This is a genomic window from Bacillus sp. EB V-12 (assembly GCF_056158125.1).
This window is the reverse complement of sequence record NZ_JBUXJL010000001.1, coordinates 549,783-570,544: the sequence shown is the minus strand read 5'-3', so window position 1 is coordinate 570,544 and position 20,762 is coordinate 549,783. Positions and strand designations below refer to the sequence as shown.

At 36.3% G+C, this 20,762-nt stretch carries 25 protein-coding genes; 6 read left to right on the top strand and 19 right to left on the bottom strand.

Translation table 11 applies throughout. From position 1 onward, the window contains the following. Positions 1 to 29: 29 nt before the first annotated feature. The 14 genes from ACZDYH_RS03080 to dacF form a co-directional block, all read right to left on the bottom strand. The gene (locus ACZDYH_RS03080) at positions 30 to 833 is read right to left on the bottom strand and encodes a Cof-type HAD-IIB family hydrolase (RefSeq protein WP_002024734.1); all 804 of its coding nucleotides are present in this window, start codon (positions 831 to 833) and stop codon (positions 30 to 32) included. A 97-nt stretch (positions 834 to 930) separates the two neighbouring features. Next, entirely contained in the window at positions 931 to 2,403 is a 1,473-nt protein-coding gene (spoVAF, locus tag ACZDYH_RS03075; RefSeq protein ID WP_000165595.1) for a spore germination protein SpoVAF, read from the bottom strand. Further along, a complete protein-coding gene (spoVAEA, locus tag ACZDYH_RS03070; RefSeq protein ID WP_088361869.1) occupies positions 2,390 to 2,959 on the bottom strand; it encodes a stage V sporulation protein SpoVABEA in 570 nt (189 codons plus the stop codon). The genes spoVAF and spoVAEA overlap by 14 nt, the downstream gene beginning before the upstream one ends. Before the next feature lie 5 nt (positions 2,960 to 2,964). Further along, positions 2,965 to 3,315, bottom strand: coding sequence for a stage V sporulation protein AE (gene spoVAE, locus ACZDYH_RS03065; RefSeq protein ID WP_000345916.1), 351 nt, complete (start codon positions 3,313 to 3,315; stop codon positions 2,965 to 2,967). A gap of 3 nt (positions 3,316 to 3,318) precedes the next feature. Then, positions 3,319 to 4,335: a stage V sporulation protein AD gene (gene spoVAD / locus ACZDYH_RS03060; RefSeq protein ID WP_001241166.1), complete on the bottom strand. Its 1,017-nt coding sequence runs from the start codon at positions 4,333 to 4,335 to the stop codon at positions 3,319 to 3,321. 12 nt (positions 4,336 to 4,347) lie between these two features. Continuing rightward, positions 4,348 to 4,806, bottom strand: coding sequence for a stage V sporulation protein AC (gene spoVAC / locus ACZDYH_RS03055; RefSeq protein WP_000203810.1), 459 nt, complete (start codon positions 4,804 to 4,806; stop codon positions 4,348 to 4,350). A 14-nt stretch (positions 4,807 to 4,820) separates the two neighbouring features. Then, positions 4,821 to 5,237 (bottom strand): stage V sporulation protein SpoVAB, encoded by a 417-nt coding sequence (gene spoVAB / locus ACZDYH_RS03050; RefSeq protein WP_474885939.1) that lies wholly within the window; start codon positions 5,235 to 5,237, stop codon positions 4,821 to 4,823. Beyond that, a complete protein-coding gene (locus tag ACZDYH_RS03045) occupies positions 5,230 to 5,850 on the bottom strand; it encodes a stage V sporulation protein AA (protein ID WP_474885659.1) in 621 nt (206 codons plus the stop codon). The genes spoVAB and ACZDYH_RS03045 overlap by 8 nt, the downstream gene beginning before the upstream one ends. Positions 5,851 to 5,965: 115 nt before the next feature. Beyond that, positions 5,966 to 6,064 carry a methionine/alanine import family NSS transporter small subunit gene (locus ACZDYH_RS03040; RefSeq protein WP_000016828.1) on the bottom strand — a complete coding sequence of 33 codons (99 nt, stop codon included), beginning with the start codon at positions 6,062 to 6,064 and terminating at the stop codon, positions 5,966 to 5,968. Next, a complete protein-coding gene (locus ACZDYH_RS03035; protein ID WP_000450088.1) occupies positions 6,064 to 7,590 on the bottom strand; it encodes a sodium-dependent transporter in 1,527 nt (508 codons plus the stop codon). Before ACZDYH_RS03035 ends, ACZDYH_RS03040 begins: the two co-directional genes overlap by 1 nt. A gap of 135 nt (positions 7,591 to 7,725) precedes the next feature. Then, positions 7,726 to 8,484 (bottom strand): RNA polymerase sporulation sigma factor SigF, encoded by a 759-nt coding sequence (sigF, locus tag ACZDYH_RS03030; RefSeq protein WP_000350729.1) that lies wholly within the window; start codon positions 8,482 to 8,484, stop codon positions 7,726 to 7,728. 12 nt (positions 8,485 to 8,496) lie between these two features. Beyond that, positions 8,497 to 8,937 (bottom strand): anti-sigma F factor, encoded by a 441-nt coding sequence (gene spoIIAB, locus ACZDYH_RS03025; RefSeq protein ID WP_001243398.1) that lies wholly within the window; start codon positions 8,935 to 8,937, stop codon positions 8,497 to 8,499. Continuing rightward, entirely contained in the window at positions 8,938 to 9,288 is a 351-nt protein-coding gene (gene spoIIAA / locus ACZDYH_RS03020) for an anti-sigma F factor antagonist (protein WP_000059135.1), read from the bottom strand. It lies immediately after the preceding gene. A 169-nt stretch (positions 9,289 to 9,457) separates the two neighbouring features. Beyond that, positions 9,458 to 10,648: a serine-type D-Ala-D-Ala carboxypeptidase DacF gene (gene dacF / locus ACZDYH_RS03015; protein WP_474885657.1), complete on the bottom strand. Its 1,191-nt coding sequence runs from the start codon at positions 10,646 to 10,648 to the stop codon at positions 9,458 to 9,460. A 166-nt stretch (positions 10,649 to 10,814) separates the two neighbouring features. On the opposite strand from dacF, the gene ACZDYH_RS03010 reads away from it, so the two are divergent. From ACZDYH_RS03010 to ACZDYH_RS02995, 4 genes are read left to right on the top strand one after another with little or no spacing between them, the layout of a single operon-like run. Then, positions 10,815 to 11,234, top strand: a complete 420-nt coding sequence (locus ACZDYH_RS03010) for a GntR family transcriptional regulator (protein WP_000548045.1) — start codon at positions 10,815 to 10,817, stop codon at positions 11,232 to 11,234. Then, positions 11,200 to 12,081 carry an ABC transporter ATP-binding protein gene (locus ACZDYH_RS03005; protein WP_000922163.1) on the top strand — a complete coding sequence of 294 codons (882 nt, stop codon included), beginning with the start codon at positions 11,200 to 11,202 and terminating at the stop codon, positions 12,079 to 12,081. The genes ACZDYH_RS03010 and ACZDYH_RS03005 overlap by 35 nt, the downstream gene beginning before the upstream one ends. Next, a complete protein-coding gene (locus ACZDYH_RS03000; RefSeq protein ID WP_434712724.1) occupies positions 12,071 to 13,138 on the top strand; it encodes an ABC transporter permease in 1,068 nt (355 codons plus the stop codon). The genes ACZDYH_RS03005 and ACZDYH_RS03000 overlap by 11 nt, the downstream gene beginning before the upstream one ends. Positions 13,139 to 13,150: 12 nt before the next feature. Then, positions 13,151 to 14,236 (top strand): ABC-2 transporter permease, encoded by a 1,086-nt coding sequence (locus tag ACZDYH_RS02995; protein WP_088361865.1) that lies wholly within the window; start codon positions 13,151 to 13,153, stop codon positions 14,234 to 14,236. A 17-nt stretch (positions 14,237 to 14,253) separates the two neighbouring features. On the opposite strand, the gene ACZDYH_RS02990 is transcribed toward ACZDYH_RS02995, so the two are convergent. Beyond that, on the bottom strand, positions 14,254 to 14,799 hold the full coding sequence (locus ACZDYH_RS02990) for a hypothetical protein (RefSeq protein WP_000873774.1): 546 nt from the start codon (positions 14,797 to 14,799) through the stop codon (positions 14,254 to 14,256). 99 nt (positions 14,800 to 14,898) lie between these two features. Further along, the gene (locus ACZDYH_RS02985) at positions 14,899 to 15,318 is read right to left on the bottom strand and encodes a MarR family winged helix-turn-helix transcriptional regulator (RefSeq protein WP_001003305.1); all 420 of its coding nucleotides are present in this window, start codon (positions 15,316 to 15,318) and stop codon (positions 14,899 to 14,901) included. Between the two features lie 159 nt (positions 15,319 to 15,477). On the opposite strand from ACZDYH_RS02985, the gene ACZDYH_RS02980 reads away from it, so the two are divergent. Both ACZDYH_RS02980 and ACZDYH_RS02975 read left to right on the top strand, forming a co-directional pair. Beyond that, positions 15,478 to 16,149, top strand: coding sequence for an SIMPL domain-containing protein (locus ACZDYH_RS02980; protein ID WP_001161448.1), 672 nt, complete (start codon positions 15,478 to 15,480; stop codon positions 16,147 to 16,149). Positions 16,150 to 16,283: 134 nt separating this feature from the next. Next, positions 16,284 to 17,573, top strand: coding sequence for an NCS2 family permease (locus ACZDYH_RS02975; RefSeq protein ID WP_000676238.1), 1,290 nt, complete (start codon positions 16,284 to 16,286; stop codon positions 17,571 to 17,573). A 30-nt stretch (positions 17,574 to 17,603) separates the two neighbouring features. Here the strand turns inward: ACZDYH_RS02975 and corA are convergent, their stop codons facing one another. Genes corA through ACZDYH_RS02960 form a run of 3 tightly spaced genes read right to left on the bottom strand, consistent with a single transcriptional unit; the run spans position 17,604 to position 20,760 of the window. Next, on the bottom strand, positions 17,604 to 18,566 hold the full coding sequence (corA, locus tag ACZDYH_RS02970) for a magnesium/cobalt transporter CorA (RefSeq protein WP_002000765.1): 963 nt from the start codon (positions 18,564 to 18,566) through the stop codon (positions 17,604 to 17,606). 60 nt (positions 18,567 to 18,626) lie between these two features. Then, complete coding sequence (locus ACZDYH_RS02965) at positions 18,627 to 19,931, bottom strand: pyrimidine-nucleoside phosphorylase (RefSeq protein ID WP_001243069.1); 1,305 nt, start codon at positions 19,929 to 19,931, stop codon at positions 18,627 to 18,629. Between the two features lie 7 nt (positions 19,932 to 19,938). Continuing rightward, a complete protein-coding gene (locus ACZDYH_RS02960; RefSeq protein ID WP_001078446.1) occupies positions 19,939 to 20,760 on the bottom strand; it encodes a purine-nucleoside phosphorylase in 822 nt (273 codons plus the stop codon). Between the last annotated feature and the right edge of the window lie 2 nt (positions 20,761 to 20,762).

Genomic DNA, 20,762 nt, shown 5'->3' with positions numbered 1-20,762 from the left:
AGAAGCCCGCCAGTGACGGGCTTCTTTTTTTATACAAGTAACGGTAATTTCATAACAGCCTCTTCAACCGAACGCACTATATGATTTGCTTTCTCCTTTACATATGGATGGGCATGATGAAGAGTAAATGAATGCGGGGTTACTTCAAACATAGAAATATCATTGAAAGAATCTCCAATACAAGCAACTTCATTTGCTTCAATTTGCAAATGGTCCATTAGTCGCTTTAGAGCACTCCCCTTACTCACGCCTCTTGGCATAATATCAACATAGCGTTTACCTGATATAAAAACTTCCGCTTCGCCTTGAAACATATCTCGTAGCTCTTGATCTAACGTCACAATTTTCTCTTCTTCTCCAAAAACAAACAATTTTGCAGGGTGTACAGTCTTACCAAACTCTTCTTCTAACGCTTCAATTTCAGCGATATGCACGCCCATATACGCTTCAAAATTATGGTGATGTTCATTCTTCCTTTTTGTATATCGCTGCTCATTTGCACAAACAATATCCGCTAGTCCTTTTTTATGTATATATCGATATATTTCCTGGGCAACCACATTTTCAAAACTCGATTCATGAAATAAATTTCCATCCGGAAGCAACATTGTCGCTCCATTTAAGCCAGTTGTGTAATATGGGAATGAAAACCTTTTTACAACTTCATCAATTCTGTGTGTAAAGCGGCCAGAGGCAAAACAAATATTTGTCCCTTTCTCAGCTAACCAACACAGCGCACGTTCATCTTCTTTTTGCATATGATTCACATCGTAAACGAGCGTGTCATCTAAATCACTTACAAATAATTTAATCATGTCCTCTTCCCCTTCCATACACAATATCTACTCTAAGTGTACACAAAAAATGTTTGATTTTTGTTAAAAAATAATAAATTTTTGCTAAAAAAAATAAACGGGTGTATAATCCCGTTTATTTTTGTCTTTTTACATTTTGAGGTCTTACAATACTTGGTCGTACTTTTAAACTAGACATCGTTGGACGGAGTAAAATTTTTGTTAATGCGCCCCAATCAAATGGTAAAAACGGCCATAAATAAGGTGTTTGTAAACTTTTTATAGACGTTAAAAATAAAATTAATATCGTCATACCAATTACAAATCCCATCTCATGGAAGAGGCCTGTTAAAATAATAACAAACAATTTCCCAACCTTATTCCCTAATCCTAATTCATAACTCGGTGTTGCATATGCACCAATCATCGAAACTGCTACATACAAAATTACTTCTGGCACAAACAAACCTACATCAATTGCAATTTGACCAATTAATATAGCGGAAATCAACCCTGCTGCAGACGATAACGGCGTTGGAGTATGAATGGCTGCCATCCTTAAAAACTCAAGTCCGACCTCTGCCATTAACACCTGTAATAAAATTGGTAAATGCGTCATCTTAGTCGGTCCAATAAAAGCAAGATTTGCTGGCAAAAGAGTTGGATCAAATACAAACACTAACCAAAATGGTAATAAAAATAACGAGAATATAACACCTAAAAAGCGCACCCAGCGTAAAAATGTACCGACAGCTGGATTTTGTCTAAACTCTTCCGCGTGCTGTAAATGATGAAAATATGTTGTCGGTGTAATCATAGCACTTGGCGATGTGTCAACAAGTACTAACACATGTCCTTCTAGTAGATGATTTGCTGCTACATCTGGCCTTTCTGTATATCGAATAAGTGGGAATGGGTTATAGCTTTGCTTTACAACAAATTCTTCTACTGTTTTATCCGCCATCGTAATTCCATCTACATCGATGTTATTTAATTCTTGTTTTATAATCTTTACTAAATCTGGATTTGCAACATCTTGAACGTATGTAATACAAATATCCGTTTGTGATCTATCTCCTACTCGAACCATTTCATTTCGAAGACGTGGATCTCGAATTCTTCTACGGATTAATGCTGTATTTACAACGATATTTTCAACAAATCCATCCCTTGCACCGCGTACTACCTTTTCGGTATCTGGTTCTGTCGGCGTTCGCCCTGGATAACTACGAACATCGATTGCGAACGCTTCCGTTTCACCTTCCACAAATATCACGATGAGTCCTGATAATACTTGGAGCATTACCTCATCCATCGTTTTCACTTTACTTACTTGTTGATGGATTAAGCGATTCTCTAAAAGCTTCACTGTATCTTCTTCTACATCCCTTATCTCATTTGTATCCACCGCTTCTTCTAAAATAGGGATAATATAATTTGTATCACAAAGTCCGTTTACAAATAACACACCAATTTCTTTATTCAAAATTTGAAATTTACGAATACCAACATCGTATGTAACGCCTAGTCCAACTGTCTGCTTTAAATAATTTTCATTGTCACTTATGAAAGTTGATATAGGGATATCCACTTTTTTAGGTTTCGTCATAAAAACCACTCCTTTCCAAAATTAATTGAATTGCTTTCTTCGTAATAGGTGATCCCCTCTCCCATTCATCATTTCCACACATCTTACCAATGTCACCGACTCCAACGATGACAGGAACATTCAAGTCATCTAAACAATAAATTGTATCTCCGCTAATTCTGCCAATTTCACCATCTGGAAGTCCAAATTTATCAACACCGTATTCGGTTAAATTCCCGTTCCGATCTACACTTACATCTACACGTGCCCATTCCCAATGATGCGTATTAGACGCTACCGCTAAAATACCGAGCACATCAATTTGTTTATGGGTAGCCACATATTTTAAAGCCTTTTCACCAGATCCTTCTCCAATAAATCCACTGTCATCAAACATGACAAATACAGGGTCATATGGCGTTTGCATAATAAGCTCAACAACTTTTTTCCCTGTCAATTTGGTTGGATTACTTTGTGATGCTGAAATACACCTTCCCCCAAATTCCTTCGTTAAAAGCTCAATTGTCCGCTTTGCATATTCATCTCCATCTGTGACCAAAACAACCCTTCGTCTCATTTGATTTATCCTTTCGGTTTACATATAAGTGCTATAAAAAACGAAAACAATATCGCTGCGGAAATGCCCGCAGACGTTAAACTAAACATGCCAATACCAATTCCTAAATATCCATGTTTTTCTGCTGCATGCATTGCTCCGTGCAATAGTGAATGTCCAAAACTTGTAATAGGGACTGTTGCTCCAGCACCTGCAAACTTTATTAGTTTATCGTACAATCCAAATCCATCTAAAATTGCTCCGATGACTACAAAAGTTGCCATTAAATGAGCTGGTGTTAACTTTACGAAATCTAACAATAGTTGCCCAATTAAACAAATAACTCCACCTACAAGAAATGCATATATAAAATCCACAATTCACTCTCCTTTAACTCTCTCAAATACGACACCATGTGCAATTGTTGGAATCGTTTCCTTCTGTTGCATCATCATCGGGCTTAATAATGCACCAGTCGCAACGACAAAAATTCGTTGTAAATTCCCTTTTTGCATCTCGTGTAATAAATGACCATATGTGACAACTGCTGAACAAGCGCAACCACTACCACCTGCAAACACTTCTTCTTGACTTGATTCATAAATCATCAATCCACAATCATTGTATATATGCCCAAGATCATAACCTTCCTCAAGTAAAAGTTGTTTCGCAATCGGCGTCCCAACAGCTGATAAATCACCCGTAACAATCAAATCATAATCATCGGCACTTCTTCTTAAATCTTCAAAATGTTGTTGAATTGTATGAGCTGCTGCTGGAGCCATCGCTGCCCCCATATCCAAAGGATTTGTAATTCCTAAATCTTGCACTTTTCCAATTGTAGCTGACGTAATTTTAATTGCACTTTTTTCATTGCTAATTAATATAGATCCTGCACCAGTCACAGTTGAATTTGCTGTCCCTGGCTTTTGTCCACCGTACTCTGTTGGATAGCGAAATTGTCTTTCAGCCGTTGCATTATGACTACTTACTGTCGCTAAGACACGATTTGCAAATCCACCGTCTATAAAAGCTGAGCCAACTGCTAAAGTCTCCATAGACGTCGCACAAGCGCTAAACATTCCTAAAAAAGGAATGCCCCACTTACGCGCAACATAATTTGCTGTCACTGTTTGATTTAATAAATCTCCCGCTAAAAAGAAATCAATTTGCGATGTTTTTATATTCCCTTTTTGCACTGCTTGTTGAATTGAGTCTGACATTAATCTTCGTTCGGCAAGCTCCCAATTTTCTTCTCCACAATGCAAGTCACCATATGAAATATCAAATTTTTTCCCGAGAGGGCCCTCAGCTTCTTTCGGACCGACAGCAGTACCCGTTGCATTCACATATATATCATTTTGAAATACCCACGTTTGTTTTCCGGTCAACCTCATACTAGCCCTCCTTTAAGACATAAAAATTTTAAAGGTATACCTTATTAACCCAATGATATATGCACCAACAACCCCAAATACAATCACACTTCCTGCCAGTTTAAACATATTTGTAGCAATCCCTAGAACAACCCCTTCGCTCTTATGTTCTAAGGCAGCGCTCGCCATAGAATTTGCAAATCCTGTTACCGGTACCGCTGATCCTGCTCCAGCAAATTGACCGATTTTATCATATACACCACACCCTGTTAAAATCGCGGATAATAAAACAAGGGTTGCAACAGTTGGGTTTCCTGCCTCTTGTTCACTGAAGTGAAAATAATGTATATAAAATTTCATCAATACTTCTCCAACTGTGCAAATGAGTCCACCTACAAGAAATGCTTTGATACAATTTAGTAAATAGTTTGGCTTTGGATGATACTCCTTCACTTTATTTATGTAATCATCCTTCAATTTCTGACTTGTCATTTATATACTGCCTCCTACTTTACGAAATAAATCCAGTGAAACAACGATCCTATTACTTTCCCAAGTACAAGAGCAACGAGTAAAATAATAATCTTCCCCTCTACCCCTACTCGTTTCGCTAAAATAGGCAGAACATTTAACACCTCTGTTAATGCCGCAGCAAGCATTCCGATGAATGTGCCACAAAATATCCCTAATATAACGAGCCAATACTGCGACGTTTGAAATGTAATGTTTTTCAAACTGCACCAAGCCCCTGTTAAAGTACCTGCAATGACTGCCCACTCAAAATATTGAATATGCTTTCCACTTCTCGTTAATTGGGCTAAACGGGGGATTATACCAAGTACAGCTAAAAATGCGACATATCCGCTACCTACCGCAATCCCTCCAGCTAAACCAATTAAAATAACAAATCCAGACTCAATCATCGGCAAGTTGTTTCATATTATCCTTGTTTTCATTAACGATTACATACTGATCAAGTGACTGTTGGTATTGAAACATCTCAACTTCTAACGGACTCGGCTCTTCATTAATTCGCTTTTGAAATACATGATTAAAAAATAAAACCATCCCTAAGCCAAGACCTAAAGAATAAGGGATTTGAAATAAAAGTGGTTGCGCATTAAATTCTCCAGTAATCATGTAATATAACCGTTGATGTACTTGTTGCATACTTACATCTTCATGGAAATAAATGATCGCAAGGGCCGCTCCAATGAACAGTAACAGCCATACAAGCCCGAAAAAAATTGGGTGTGTCTTCTTTTTTTCGTATATAATTTCAACAAGAGTTTGTCCAGAACCGAGTAAATTAATTTGTACATGAGATGCTTTCTGTTGAATAATCTCAATTACTTTCATAACATCAATTACAACATGCGTCTTATCATGCGCTGTTATTTTGTAAACTGTCTCATTTTGTAACAACTCAACTACGGAAGAATCTCCGGCAAGTTGAGCAACATCGCCCAGCTTTACTTCATAAGTAGGAGAAACTTTTAAACGATTGCGCATTTTAATATAAATCGTTTGTTCCAACTTTCATTCACCCCTTCACTCTTCCTCGTAGTTGTAGTATGGTTATTGAATTTTTTTCTAATACAATTTTTTCATAAAAAAACATCTGCACCATTTCGGTACAGATGTTTTTTACTTATGCCTTTTTCTTAAATAAGTTTACAATACTTAATGCAAGCCCTCCCCAAATGACTACTATTCCAATAACCATCATCATAATCGCTGATCCACTCATTATGAAACACCTCGATCTTTCCATTCTTTTTCAAGCTTGGCAGAATCCGAATGAATTTGTGCATCCCATTTTTTCAGGCCAATGATTATTGCAACTATGAGGAATGCTGCTGCTATCGACCAACCATACGTTACAACAAACTCAGTCGGATAATCTCCGTAGTTCTTTTTAATATTTTGGATTGTACCATCAATTAGCATATACCCTAACATAAGCGGAGTAATAACGAGTAAACTCACTCTCCAAAACGTTCCTAATTTAATATCAGATACAAAGTTTGCATGATTTTGATAAACTGGTAAACGGCGTAAAATGAGCCCTATCGTAACTACTTCCGCAAGTGCAATTGTAATTAATCCGAAATTATTAGCGAAATAGTCGACAACATCTAAGAACATAAGTCCACCACGTGTTGCAAAAACAAGAGAAACTAACACGAGAAGGGTTCCCATAATTCCAATAGTTTTTTCCCGACTTAAACTGAATTTTTCAGATACAGCGGCAAAGCATACTTCCGCGAGTGAAATAAGTGATGTAATTCCAGCAACCGTTAACGATAAGAAAAATAAAACACCAAACAACGGTGACATCGGCAATTCATTAATAATTTGGGGAAATACTACGAACGCAAGCCCAACGCCAGCACTTGCTACTTTATCAACCGGTACTCCCATATTATTTGCCATAAATCCAAGAGCTGCAAAGACCCCAATACCTGCTAATAATTCAAATCCTGAGTTTGCAAATCCAGTAATAAAGGCATTATTTGTTGTATCCGAGTTTTTCGGTAAATAACTAGAATACGTAATCATAATTCCAAATGCTAAAGATAAACTAAAGAATATTTGACCGTAAGCAGCAAGCCATACTTTCCCATCAAAAATACGACTCCAATCTGGTTTAAAGAATGCATCTAGTCCTTGCATAGCACCTTCCATCGTCACTGCACGAACAACGATAATAAGGAACATAACAACTAATAAAGGAATAAATATACGGTTAACAACTTCGATTCCTTTTTTAACTCCTTTAAATGCAACGCCAAGCACAATAATCCAAACGAGAGCTAACGGAATTAATACTTCTGGTACAAGTCCTCCAAATTGTCCTGGCTTATCTGCAACATGTAAGTACTCTTTAAATAAAAATGATTGCGTGTCTTTTCCCCATGCTCCAGTAATTGCAAAGTATGTATACGATATAGACCAAGCAATAATCACTGCATAATATGTTGAAACAATAAATGTTACGCACATTTGCCACCATCCAATAAATTCTGCACGCGGGCTAATACGGAAAAATGTAAGTGGTGCTGAGCCACGATGACGATGACCAAGGGCAAACTCAAACGCTAACAATGAAATACCAGTCGTTAATAATGCAAATAAATACGGTAAAAAGAATGCTCCTCCTCCATTTTCATACGCTGTATAAGGAAAACGCCATATGTTTCCTAATCCAACGGCAGATCCGACCGCTGCGAAAATAAATCCAGCTCTCGTTCCCCATTGTTGCCTCGTTTCCATGTTTCCTTCCCCCTTTATGACAAGTTCATACTTGGATTATATTTTAAATTGACTAAATTATCAATAAATTCTGTTAATTTTTGCGAAAATTAACATCTCTCTCCTATTAACGGCATAAAAAAATCGAATAGACAATTATTCGTCTATTCGATCTTTCATCTGTTTTAATATTTTCTTTTCAAGTCTTGAAACTTGTACTTGCGAAATGCCTATGCGCTCTGCTACTTCTGACTGTGTTTGATCTTTATAGTAACGCAAGTATACAATTAAGCGCTCTCGTTCATCTAGTTCTCTAATCGCTTCTTTTAAAGCAATTTTATCGAACCATTTCGTTTCAGATTGATCTGCAATTTGATCTAAAATAGTGATTGGATCTCCATCGTTTTCATATACAGTTTCATGTATAGATGAAGGGGCCCGGCTCGCTTCTTGTGCTAGAACAACTTCCTCTGGCGTTAGTTCTAGTGCCTCTGCCACTTCATTAATCGTTGGAGCCCTTCCGAATTCTTTCGAAAGCTCATCTCTCATCTTTCGAATTTTGTTTCCTGTTTCTTTTAAAGACCTACTAACTTTCACTGATCCATCATCGCGTAAGAAACGTTGTATTTCACCAATAATCATTGGAACTGCATATGTTGAAAATTTCACGTCGAAAGATAAATCAAATTTATCTACCGATTTCAAGAGCCCAATACATCCAATTTGAAATAGGTCGTCTGGTTCGTATCCTCGATTAAGAAACCGCTGTACAACCGACCAAACGAGGCGCATATTACTTTGAACGATTGTATCTCTCGCTTGTTGATCTCCATCTTGACTTTTTTGAATTAACGCTTTTAGCTCGTGGTCCTTTAACTGAGGTTTCTTCTTCTCATTTTTGACCTCTATGTCCATAGGCTATTCTCCTTAATTGCATAGAGCGTTACTATTTGATAAGTATTTTGTCAAATGGATTGTTGTCCCGAAAGATTCGTTTGAAATAACTTCTACTTCATCCATAAAATTTTCCATGATAGTAAATCCCATTCCGGAACGCTCTAATTCAGGTTTAGTTGTAAAAAGGGGTTGTCTCGCTTCATCTAAGTTAAAGATTCCAATCCCTTCATCTCGAATCGTGAGTTTCACCATTGCTTCTTCCAAAATTACAGAAATATAAACAATACCTTCTGCATTCCCTTCGTATCCATGAATAATTGCATTTGTAACCGCTTCTGACACAACTGTTTTAATCTCCGTTAATTCTTCCATCGTTGGATCTAGTTGTGCAATGAAAGCCGCCACTGTAACGCGAGCGAATGATTCATTTTGACTTAATGCTGAAAATTGAAGGTTCATTTCATTTCTCATCTATGCCACCCCCAACGTCGCGAGCGCGTGCGCTTCACTTTCTTCTAAGCGAACGATTTTGAATAAGCCCGACATTTCAAATAAACGCTTAACAGGCGGTGAAATTGCACAAACAACCATTTCTCCACCTAATCCCTTTACGTGTTTATATCGGCCTAATATAACACCTAGACCAGAACTATCCATAAACGATAAGTTCTCTAGGCTCAAAACAATATGATGAACACCATGTGTCTCAATCATATCTGTTACTTTCGTTCGCAACTCTTCAGCCGTATGATGATCTAATTCACCCTCTAGTCTCACACATAGGACGTCACGTTTTACTTCTAATTGCATGGAAAGACTCACACGATTTCCTCCTTATGCTCAAACTTTACTTATTCACATACATAAAGATTTTCGTGATACAAAATAAGAATCCTTCCTGCTGACAAAAGAAGAACTATTTCGTCATAAAGTGAAACCTTTCAGCATTATTCACTTACATACGAATAGAAAAGCGGCAAAATATTTGCCGCTATTTTGATGTTGAAAACATCCCAAAACTTCTTTTAAATAACTCCCACCAGCTCGCTGCAGCAACATCTTCTTTTGCTACAATTGTTTGTTTTAATAAAACATCTTTATCTTTTTTAATAACAAGTGTACCAAGCGCGTCACCTTTTTTAATCGGTGCTTTTACTTTCTTTTCAGCAATTACTTCTTGTTTTACCTTGTCCATATTCTCGCCCTTCTTCATAAGAAGAGAAACATTATCTGACGCAACTAAATCTACTTTTTCTTTTTTCCCTTTTCCTACTTGAACTGTCTTAATTTTTTCGCCGCGCGTATACAATTTCTTTGTCATATATTGTCCAAATGCATAGTCAAGAAGCTTCGTCACTTGGTTGTTCCGTTCTTTTGATGTTGGTGCTCCCATGACAACTGAAATGACACGCATGCCATTTTTTTCAGCCGATGCTGTTAAACAATATTTCGCTTCTGTCGTAAAACCTGTTTTTACTCCATCTACGCCAGGATAAAAACGTACTAGTTTATTCGTATTAACGAGCCAAAACTTTTTATCCGTATCTTCACGTAAATAATCTTCGTACTTACCTGTGTATTTACGAATAAGTGGATACTTCATCAATTCTCTCGCCATTATAGCCATATCATTTGCTGTCGAATAATGGTCTTTGGCCGGAAGACCTGTTGGATTTTGAAAATGTGTATTTTTCAGCCCTAAATCTTTCGCCTTTTTGTTCATCATATTTACAAATCCTTCTTCTGAACCTGCGATGTGCTCGGCTACTGCAACAGATGCGTCATTTCCAGATGCAATTGCAATACCCTTTAACATCTCATTTACAGTCATCTCTTCCCCAGGTTCTAAAAAGATTTGCGATCCACCCATTGAAGCTGCATGTTCACTCGCTCTAACTTTATCGGTCAGTTTTAGTTTTCCTTTTTCAACTTGTTCCATAATTAAAAGCATTGTCATAATCTTTGTCATACTAGCAGGTGGTAATTTTTCATTTGGGTTTTTATCAAATAAAACTTTACCTGTATCTTGCTCAATTACGATTGCTGACGACGCTTGTTCCGCTAACTTCGGCGTTGTTTCTTCTGTTTTCTCCTGCTTCGTTTTTTTAGATTGCGCAAAACTCACTGAAGTTCCAGAAAGCAATAACATGAAACAAACAAGTATTCCAAAAACTCGCTTCATGACTAACCCTCCATTCTATATCAGACCTATTTTTTCCAATTCTCCTTTTTTTAATACCAATTTTTTCTATTATTTTCAGTTGACAAATACATTCGTCCCCTATATTGTATTAAGTGTATTACATATAGTAGTACACTTAATACATATGAGGAAGGAGACATTGCTCTTGCATATTCAACTTGACCCAAGAAGCAACACTCCGATATGGGAACAAATTGTTCAAAATATAAAAGAACTCGTATTGAAAAGCATGTTGGCTCCAAGTGATAAACTTCCTTCTGTACGCGAACTCGCTTCTTTACTCGTTATAAATCCAAATACAGTGAGTAAAGCGTATCAAGAGTTAGAGCGACAAGGAATTATTGAAACGTTACGAGGAAAAGGAACATTTGTATCCCAATCGATTACCCCAACATTAGACGAAAGGAAAATCGCTATGGTTGAAAAGCAATTTCATCAATTACTATTAGAAGCCTCTTATCTTGGTGTTACGAAAGATAAAATTCATGATTGGATAGATTCATACTATAAAGAGATTGGAGGAAATACGGATGCTGAAAGTGACAAGCTTGAAGAAAACAATTGATACTCAAACAATTTTAGACGATGTTTCTTTCACATTACAAAAAGGTAGTATCATCGGGTTACTTGGAAGAAACGGCGCGGGAAAAACAACTTTATTACGAACGATGGTCGGCATTTTAGACCCAGACGAGGGAACTGTTACATATGAGGATATCGACATTCATAAGAATCCTGAAACGAAACAAAAAATCGTATATGTTCCGGATTCTACTAACATACTGAACGGTTATACAGTAAAAGAAATCGTGAAGTTTTATAAAGCAGTTTATACAGCTTTTGATGAACCATATTTCTATGAACTACTAGAACATTTCAACTTACCAAATAAACGAATTCGTAGTTATTCAAAAGGAATGAAAGCACTGCTTGCCATCATTTTAGCTGTTGCTGCAAAAGCAGAATATATTATTTTAGATGAACCAACAAACGGACTTGATCCTATCGTTAAAAGACAGATTTTACAGTTTCTCGTTGGAGAAGTTGCAGAAAAAGAAATTACCATTTTCATCTCTACCCATCATTTAGATGAAGTGGAACAAATTGCAGATACAATCATTATGTTAAAAGGACATACTGTAGCATCTATTACGTCACTAGACGATGCAAAATCACAATTTGCAAAAATACAAGTAGCTTACGAGCGTTCATTACCTCAAAAACTAGAAAACTTAAGCAATATTAAAATATTAAATCAAACAGGAAAAGTATATACCATCTTAATTGAGGGAAATGTGGCTACAACACTAGAGAAGTTTTATAAAGAACAACCTATACTCATTGAAGAATTAACAATGTCACTTGAAGATGTCTTCGTTACGACACTGGAGGAGGATGGGTATGTTTCATAAGGCGTTGTGGATGTGGAATTGGAAGCGTGGGAAATATGCTGTGTTACTTTTTCTCTTCAGTTCACTTTATTTTTTATCTTTCGAATACTATCAAGCAGCAGAAACTCAACAGTCTCTCTTTCTCCATCCAGAAAAAATAGGTGAAGAAAAGTTCTACTATCATTATTCTTTTTATTCTTCTAATAGCTTTTGGTTAGGTATTATTACAATTATCCTATCCTGTATATTAATTGGCTGGGAGCGAAGTAATCAAAATGGAGATTCACTTATGACATTTCCATTTAAAAGACGTGATATGTTCTTATCGAAATGGGTTTTCGGTGGATTTTTCATTGTACTATCATTTCTAATCAATTGGGGTCTTATGTATTTTATTTATAAATCTACGATTCACTTTGAATATCAATCTTTCGAACCATTTCATCGATATTTCCTGTACGCAATTTTCACATATATCGCTATCTATACTGTCTCTTTATGTATAGGTACATTTACTGGCAGTATTATTTCACAAAGCATCTTCAGCATTACTTTTTGCATAATGGGAATGGGAATCTTTTCACTCTTACTCCTTTTCTTTACAGCTCACGCTGAGGCAATACAGGGGAATAAAAGTTATACGAATTTCGAAAACATTTATAAATTCAATAAAAAGACCAACATTTCAAGCGCTATATTAGACTTTTCAATTAGTTATAATTACCACCCTACTGTCCAATCAGATGAAGATCATGGAAAAGTAATACAAAGGGGACCCACTTTTCATAGTTACTACTCTGCAAAAGTAATACTTGTTCCTATCTTCTATACTATTTCCAGCTTACTAATTGGTATGTTTCTTTATGCACGATCACCTAATGAACATAATAAGAAAATTTTCCTTTTTCCAAAATACAACTCACTCTGGATGTGGGGTACTACCTTTTATTTTGCATTAATAGGTGGGCAAATGTTAAAACGTTTTGATTTATTATTTAGTTACTATGTTGGATTCTTTTTATTTGGAATCGTCACTTATTTTATATTATCACGTCTTACAAACTATAAAGTTTTTTAAAGGAGAGATCCTATGTTTCAAAAAGCATTATGGGTGCATACCTACAAACAAAGTAAATATATTGTTTGGCTATTTTGGTTAGTAAGTTTTTATGTACTATCATATAAATACTATTTAGCAGCTGCCGAGCAATTAAAATATTTTCATAAACATAATGAATGGAAATATATATACCGATATAATTATCAACTTTCACTTCCCGATGCTATTATGGTTCAAGGAGGACTCCTTATTATATTAGCCTGTATTCTTATTGGATGGGAACGTCAAAATCAATCAAGTGACATTTTATGGTCTATGCCATTTAAACGAACACATCTCTTCATAACGAAATGGCTTTTTGGTGTGTGTAATATTGTAGCTATCGTTATACTAAATTGGGGACTTTTTGCTATTATGAAAAAGACAACCTTTCATAATAAGTATCAAATATTTTCACCATTTCATACTTACTTCTTATACATGGTTATTATCTTAATTGCTATATATACACTTGCATTATGCATAGGAACAATTGCTGGTAATATGATTTCACAAGGATTTTTCAGTGTTGCTATACTTGGATTCCCTTTTATTTTGCCGACTCTAATTGCCGGGGCTATTTCTATTCATACGGTTGGACTTATTTCCAATCATCCCGTCTATACGGAGGAAAATGTAGATCGTTACGGTTCAGTAATAGAAAAAGTGAGTATTTTAGCGCCTGTTCGCGGATTCAATATTAATTTTAATTACGATCCTCAACGTGCTTATACTGATCAACAAGGCGTACGTCATAATGAACCTAATTTTACGTACATTCCTTCAGCAACAAAACTTATTGGTCCAATCGCAAATATACTTATTTTATTACCTTTAGGAATGTACTTATATACAAGATCACCTAATGAACAAAACGGAAACTTCCTATTATATCCAAAACTCAAAACACTATGTATGATATGTTGTGTAATCTTTATTGGAATGTTTGGAGGAATGGCAGCGGGAGGAAGTCATTCTATCGTAAATTATTATATTGGTTTTATAGGGACCAGTACGATAGTCTACCTACTATTATCTCGCTTATTAAAATTCAAATTTTCTTGGCGTGTGAAATAACCTCCTTTTAAAGAAGGTTATTTCACATTCTCTCTCCTATCCCCATACACCATCTCTTCTTTCATCCCAAATCCATCACCATTTTGCACAATTTGCTCTGTCGGGGCAACTACACTTTCAGCAATTTTCCATTCCCCACGCTCTTTTACGAATACTTGTAGAAAATAGTTCATGCCATCTAATTGATATGCATTTTCTTTTTTCACATTATAGTGAATCGCAATGTAGTACACTTGAATGTTTTCTTTCCCTATTTTTGATACGTATTGCGATAGTCTCGGTATATAAAGTGCTGCTTTCTGAAAAGATAGTTGCTTCGCTTTAACAAGCGATGAACTTGTTACATTACGTAATGTGTCCCGATTACGAATATTATCGCTATGGTGGAATAATACTGCGTTTTGCATAGAACGAACCCATAATTTCGAATATAAGACTGTATTATCATTTTCAATGTACTTCACTTCTTTTCGCACTACTTGGATAGGCGTATCTGCGTACGTGAATGTTTGAAAACAGAAAAAACCACCAAATAAAATGGTAAGTGCAGCAATATATTTCATAATCTTTCCTCCGATCTTTTAATTAAAGTATCGGAGTTTCAAAATATTTTTATTCAAAAGAAAAAGGATAGGAATGCTTTCGCTTCCTATCCTCATTTATTATAATACGCGGCCAAATAGTTCTAAGACCATTTCTATTTCTTGGTCGCTCCAACCTTTAAATCTCTCTTTATAATATTCTTTACGCACAGCTTCAAGTTTTTCAGTTACTTCTCTTCCGTGCTCTGTAATTTCTAAGTACACGATTCGACGATCTGAATTAGAACGTTTTCTTTCTACTAATCCTTTTCGTACGAGACGATCTGTAACAGCTGTAATATGACTGGAGGTTACGTTTACTTCACTCGCAATTTGCGAAGCCATCTGTGGACTCTTTAAAAATAACGCACGTAATACAGAAAATTCATTATATGGCATATGTTCTGCAAAACGTGTATTAATATCATTTTGTAATAAACGTATCATTTTTCGAAATGATGCAGATAAATCTAAAATCAGTGTTTCTCTTTTTTCGTTCAATAGCCTCGTCCCTTTTTTATCATATTTACACATATTATAATCTATAAATACCTATGTTGTATATGCTTTCTTTCCTCAACATTCTCATTTATGTAACTTTTTTCATATAAATTTCTTTTTTGTTCACACATATACATATAAAAAGGATGGTGATGGAAAATGCAGGGTGGAATGAATCCTTATTTACACAACGTACGCACAGCTAATACTGGTAAAGAAGCTACTATTACTGTACAAGGGGAAGGCGTCGTTAAAGCAAAACCGAATGTTGTTATATTAACGCTTGGCATTCGAACAGATGATAAAAATGTAAAACAGGCTCAAGAAGAAAATGCAGTGCAATCCAAACAATTGCTGGATGCACTTAAACAGCTTGGTATTGCCGATAAAGATATAGAAACGATTTCTTATACGATCACTCCTCAATACGAATATGTAAATGATAAAGCATTGCTACAAGGATACCGCGTGGAGCATTTGTATGAAATTACCGTTTTAAATGTACAAAAAGCTGGGGAAGTATATGATATAGCCGTTTCAAATGGTGCAAATGTAGCAAAAGGTTTACGTTTCCGAGTATCTCATCCAAATAAATATTATGAGCAAGCTCTCATTCAAGCTCTGCACCAAGCAGTAGAAAAAGCTCGTGCTATTGCGAGTACATATAATTTAAATATTAATCCTGTTCCCCTCTCATTCGTTGAAGAATCTGCCCAATTACCAAGGGAGGTTACGTCTTATGCTACTTTACATGCACAAGCAGCCCCGCCTATTCAATCGGGTGAATTAGAAATCATTTCATCCATACGGGCTATTTTTACGTATTTATAACGAATTCTCTTTACAAGTAAACGTTATCATTTTACTTGTTGTAAAAACATGATGTTCTGATATAATAAAGAACGGTGAGCTCTTACAAAAGAGATATCACGGGTGGGAGAGGGATATGAAAAAGAAGGTTTAACATGAAAGGAATACTTGAAAGAACATTTAAATTAGGTTTACACGAAACATCACCAAAACAAGAAGTTTTAGCTGGAGTTACGTCATTTTTCACAATCGTATATATTATGATTGTAAATGCGTCAATCTTATCAGATGCTGGCATTCCTCTTGAAGCTGGAATTTTAGCAACTGTTTTTAGTTCATTTGTCGGATGTCTACTCATGGCATTTTGGGCAAATGCACCTGCTATTCTTGTCCCGGGTATGGGTGTAAATGCATTCTTCACGTACACAGCTGTGCATACACTTGGACTAACTTGGCAAGAAGCATTGGCTGCTGTCTTTATCTCTGGTATTATTTTTGCAATTGCCGCTTTTACACCAATCGCTCGCGTGCTATCAATATCAATTCCAAAGTCATTAAAGGAAGCGATTACTGTCGGCATCGGATTATTTTTAGCGTTTATCGGATTGCAAAAAGGTGGTTTAGTCGTTTCGAACCCAAATACTGCTGTGGCAATGGGGAAATTAAGTAATCCTGTCGTTCTTGCGACATTACTTACTCTTATCATTGCACTTGTATTATTTATTCGTAACGTACGTGGAAACTTTTTATGGACGATTGCAATAGGAACTGGTATCGCATGGTTATTTGGTCTTGTGGATACGAGTCAAGTGGGAAATAGTTCATTCTCATTCGCTAATTACGGTGATGTGTTTGGAGCTATGTCATTTGGGAAACTTTCTTCCTTACCGTTTTGGATTGCAACATTCTCCTTAAGCATGGTGCTTATTTTTGAGAACATGGGACTTCTGCACGGTTTATTAGAAGATGACCGTAAATTCCCACGTGCTTACCAAGCCAATGCAATTTCAGCAATGACATGTGGTCTATTTGGCACAAGCCCTACCGTATCAACAGTAGAAAGTGCCGCAGGTATTACTGCAGGCGGAAAGACAGGTCTGACGTCTATCGTTACTGGGTTGCTATTCTTTGCATCACTGTTTGCTCTTCCATTTGTCAAATTAATTCCTGATAGTGCCATTGCACCAATCTTAATTATTATTGGCGGGCTGATGATTACAAGCATCCAACAAATTCCTCTGAATGACTTTTCAGAAGGATTTCCAGCATTCTTAATTATCGTTATGATCCCGCTCACATATAGTATCGCTGATGGCATTGCGTTCGGATTTATCGCTTACCCTATCTTAAAAGTTGCTCTTGGAAAGCGTAAAGAAGTCGCACCATCTATGTATATCATTACATGCTTATTCTTAGCTATGTTTGTATTACATGCTATTGGTTAAAAAAACACCGAGGAAATCCTCGGTGTTTTTTTACTTAAACCATCCTTTTTTATAAAACCAGGCCATCATTCCGCCGCCAATTAGTGCCATGATAAGTAGACAAATAAAATAACTATATTGTCCACCAAGCTCTGGCATATGCGTAAAGTTCATTCCATATACTCCCGCAATAAATGTTAATGGCATGAAAATAGTCGAGAATACAGTTAATGTTTTCATAATGTTATTCATATGATGTGAGTTTAATGAAAAATAACTATCCCGAATATCTGCTGTTAACTCTCGACTTGCCTCAATCATTTCTGTTAGTTTAAGCAAATGATCATGTATATCTTTAAAGTAAATTTCATGATCGCTTATACCATAAAAACGAGTCGAATTTAAAATACGATATAATAAATCACGCATTGGAATGATTGTACGCCTTAGCTTTGATAAATCTGCACGTATATCAAATACCTCTTCTAATACGCTTCCTGCTGTCTCCCCGGTTAAATTATCATCAATTGCATTTAAATGATCCTCAATGTAATATACAGGCGCAAAATAGTCATCTACAATTTGGTCAATAATTGTATGAGCTACGTGTAAAGGACTATTTTTAATACGCTTCTTTTCTCCAAGTGTTTTCCATACTCTTTCGATTGCATTGTTATGAGAAAAGTGGAAAGAAACAATATAACGATCACTAATAAATAAATCGATTTCGTGCGGTTCTAGTCCATCTTCCCCAAATGCATGAAGAACTAAAAAGTTATATCCATCATAAAAATCAACTTTTGGCCTCTGTACGTATTCTATACAGTCTTCAATTGCAAGGGGATGGAACTTAAAATGGTCCTGCAGAATATATGTATACTCTTCTTTCGTTGGCTTATATAAATCTAGCCAATACCATACAATATGGTCTTTCTTTGTTTCTTCTAGAGAAACATCATATAATACTTCATCTGTTTTTGTTACTGCACAAATTCTAATCATAATTTCACCCATTATTATTATAAACAAAAAATAGTAAAAAAAGCCAAGGAGAAACCTCCTCAGCTTTTTTTATTACTTCGTTACGATACCGTGTACTAAAGTTGGTGCATCTACGTGTTCTTTAGAGATCTTCATGTTCTCATAAATTTTCGCTTTTACATCTTCAACATTTTCGCGGTTTGCGTAAATTGTAACGAGAGATTCACCTTGCTTCACGCTATCGCCTACTTTTTTGCGCAGCATTAGACCAACTGCTAAATCAATTTCAGACTCTTTCGTTGCACGTCCTGCTCCTAAAAGCATTGCTGCTGTTCCGATTTCGTCTGCAACGATTTCTGATACATATCCGTCTTCTTTCGCTTCCACTTCAATTTTAAATTGTGCTTGTGGCAATTTAGAAGGGTCATCAACAACAGATGCGTCACCGCCTTGCGCTGATAAGAACGTTTTAAATGATTCTAGCGCTTTTCCGTTGTTCATTACTTCAATTAGCTTTTCACGTGCATCTTCTAAAGATGAAGCTTGTCCAGCAAGGTACACCATTTGACTTCCAAGTGTTAAACATAGCTCTTCTAAATCTTTCGGCCCTTTACCTTGTAATGTATCAATTGCTTCTTGAACTTCTAATGCGTTACCGATAGCTTCACCGAGTGGTTGACTCATATCAGAAATAACTGCCATCGTATTACGACCAACGTTATTACCGATACGTACCATTGCTTCTGCTAAACGTTTTGCATCTTCATCCGTTTTCATAAATGCACCTGCTCCAGTTTTTACATCAAGAACAATTGCATCTGCACCAGCAGCAATTTTTTTACTCATAATCGAACTTGCAATAAGCGGAATTGAGTTTACTGTTGCTGTTACATCACGAAGTGCATATAGCTTTTTATCAGCAGGTGTTAAGTTACCACTTTGGCCGATAACAGCGATTTTGTTTTCATTTACAAGACGCATGAATTCATCGTTTTCAATTTCCACATGGAATCCTGGAACTGCTTCTAATTTATCAATTGTACCACCAGTATGTCCTAAACCGCGTCCAGACATTTTCGCTACTGGTACATCTAAAGCAGCTACTAATGGACCTAATACAAGTGTCGTTGTATCACCAACACCACCTGTTGAATGCTTATCTACTTTTACACCTTCAATAGCCGATAAGTCGATTGTATCACCGCTATTTACCATTGCCATCGTTAAATCAGCACGCTCTTGATCGTTCATATCTTGGAAGAAAATTGCCATTGCAAGTGAACTTACTTGATAATCAGGAATATCACCATTCGTATATCCTTCAACAATAAAGTTAATTTCTTCTGTCGTTAATGCATGTCCGTCACGTTTTTTTGCAATTAGGTCCACCATTCTCATTGTGAAGTCACCCTTTCATTTGTTTTACGATTGCTTTTACTAATGCTAAGAAGTTAGCTTTAACACGTTCTGTCGTTTCAATTACTTCATCGTGATGAAGTGGTTGATCTAAAATACCAGCTGCCATATTTGAAATACAAGAAATACCTAATACTTTCATACCAGCATGACGCGCTACAATTACTTCAGGTACTGTTGACATACCAACTGCATCTCCGCCAAGTGTACGAAGCATACGAATTTCAGCAGGTGTTTCATATACAGGACCTGTCATTCCCACGTATACACCTTCTTGTACTTTAATATTTAAGTCTGCTGCAACTTGTTTCGCCATTTCGCGAAGTTCTACTGTATATGATGTAGACATATCAGGGAAACGTACGCCCATTTCAGAATCATTCGGTCCGATTAATGGATTCGTACCCATGAAGTTAATGTGGTCTGAAATTAACATAAGATCGCCTGGCTCAAATGATGTATTTACACCACCAGCTGCGTTTGTTACAACTACTGTTTCTACACCTAGTTCTTTCATAACACGAACTGGGAATGTTACTTTTTGCATGTCGTATCCTTCATAGAAGTGGAAACGTCCTTGCATTGCTACTACTGTTACACCTTGAAGTGTACCAAATACTAGTTGACCTGCATGGCCTTCTACAGTTGATACTGGGAATTCAGGGATTTCACTGTACGGTACTGTTACTGCGTTCTCAATTTCGTCTGCTAATACACCTAGTCCTGATCCAAGGATTAGTCCTACTTGTGGTGTCTCTTGAAATTTCTCTTTTAAGTATGAAGCTGATTTTGTAATAAGTTCACGATTCATTT

What these genes read in the sequence shown, in the direction of transcription:
- ACZDYH_RS03080 (WP_002024734.1), bottom strand. Translation starts at nt 833, where the DNA reads ATGGAAGGGGAAGAGGACATGATTAAATTATTTGTAAGTGATTTAGAT.
- spoVAF (WP_000165595.1), bottom strand. Translation starts at nt 2,403, where the DNA reads ATGACGAAACCTAAAAAAGTGGATATCCCTATATCAACTTTCATAAGT.
- spoVAEA (WP_088361869.1), bottom strand. Translation starts at nt 2,959, where the DNA reads ATGAGACGAAGGGTTGTTTTGGTCACAGATGGAGATGAATATGCAAAG.
- spoVAD (WP_001241166.1), bottom strand. Translation starts at nt 4,335, where the DNA reads ATGAGGTTGACCGGAAAACAAACGTGGGTATTTCAAAATGATATATAT.
- spoVAC (WP_000203810.1), bottom strand. Translation starts at nt 4,806, where the DNA reads ATGACAAGTCAGAAATTGAAGGATGATTACATAAATAAAGTGAAGGAG.
- spoVAB (WP_474885939.1), bottom strand. Translation starts at nt 5,237, where the DNA reads ATGATTGAGTCTGGATTTGTTATTTTAATTGGTTTAGCTGGAGGGATT.
- ACZDYH_RS03040 (WP_000016828.1), bottom strand. Translation starts at nt 6,064, where the DNA reads ATGAGTGGATCAGCGATTATGATGATGGTTATTGGAATAGTAGTCATT.
- ACZDYH_RS03035 (WP_000450088.1), bottom strand. Translation starts at nt 7,590, where the DNA reads ATGGAAACGAGGCAACAATGGGGAACGAGAGCTGGATTTATTTTCGCA.
- sigF (WP_000350729.1), bottom strand. Translation starts at nt 8,484, where the DNA reads ATGGACATAGAGGTCAAAAATGAGAAGAAGAAACCTCAGTTAAAGGAC.
- spoIIAB (WP_001243398.1), bottom strand. Translation starts at nt 8,937, where the DNA reads ATGAGAAATGAAATGAACCTTCAATTTTCAGCATTAAGTCAAAATGAA.
- dacF (WP_474885657.1), bottom strand. Translation starts at nt 10,648, where the DNA reads ATGAAGCGAGTTTTTGGAATACTTGTTTGTTTCATGTTATTGCTTTCT.
- ACZDYH_RS03005 (WP_000922163.1), top strand. Translation starts at nt 11,200, where the DNA reads ATGCTGAAAGTGACAAGCTTGAAGAAAACAATTGATACTCAAACAATT.
- ACZDYH_RS03000 (WP_434712724.1), top strand. Translation starts at nt 12,071, where the DNA reads ATGTTTCATAAGGCGTTGTGGATGTGGAATTGGAAGCGTGGGAAATAT.
- ACZDYH_RS02995 (WP_088361865.1), top strand. Translation starts at nt 13,151, where the DNA reads ATGTTTCAAAAAGCATTATGGGTGCATACCTACAAACAAAGTAAATAT.
- ACZDYH_RS02990 (WP_000873774.1), bottom strand. Translation starts at nt 14,799, where the DNA reads ATGAAATATATTGCTGCACTTACCATTTTATTTGGTGGTTTTTTCTGT.
- ACZDYH_RS02980 (WP_001161448.1), top strand. Translation starts at nt 15,478, where the DNA reads ATGCAGGGTGGAATGAATCCTTATTTACACAACGTACGCACAGCTAAT.
- ACZDYH_RS02975 (WP_000676238.1), top strand. Translation starts at nt 16,284, where the DNA reads ATGAAAGGAATACTTGAAAGAACATTTAAATTAGGTTTACACGAAACA.
- corA (WP_002000765.1), bottom strand. Translation starts at nt 18,566, where the DNA reads ATGGGTGAAATTATGATTAGAATTTGTGCAGTAACAAAAACAGATGAA.
- ACZDYH_RS02965 (WP_001243069.1), bottom strand. Translation starts at nt 19,931, where the DNA reads ATGAGAATGGTGGACCTAATTGCAAAAAAACGTGACGGACATGCATTA.
- ACZDYH_RS02960 (WP_001078446.1), bottom strand. Translation starts at nt 20,760, where the DNA reads ATGAATCGTGAACTTATTACAAAATCAGCTTCATACTTAAAAGAGAAA.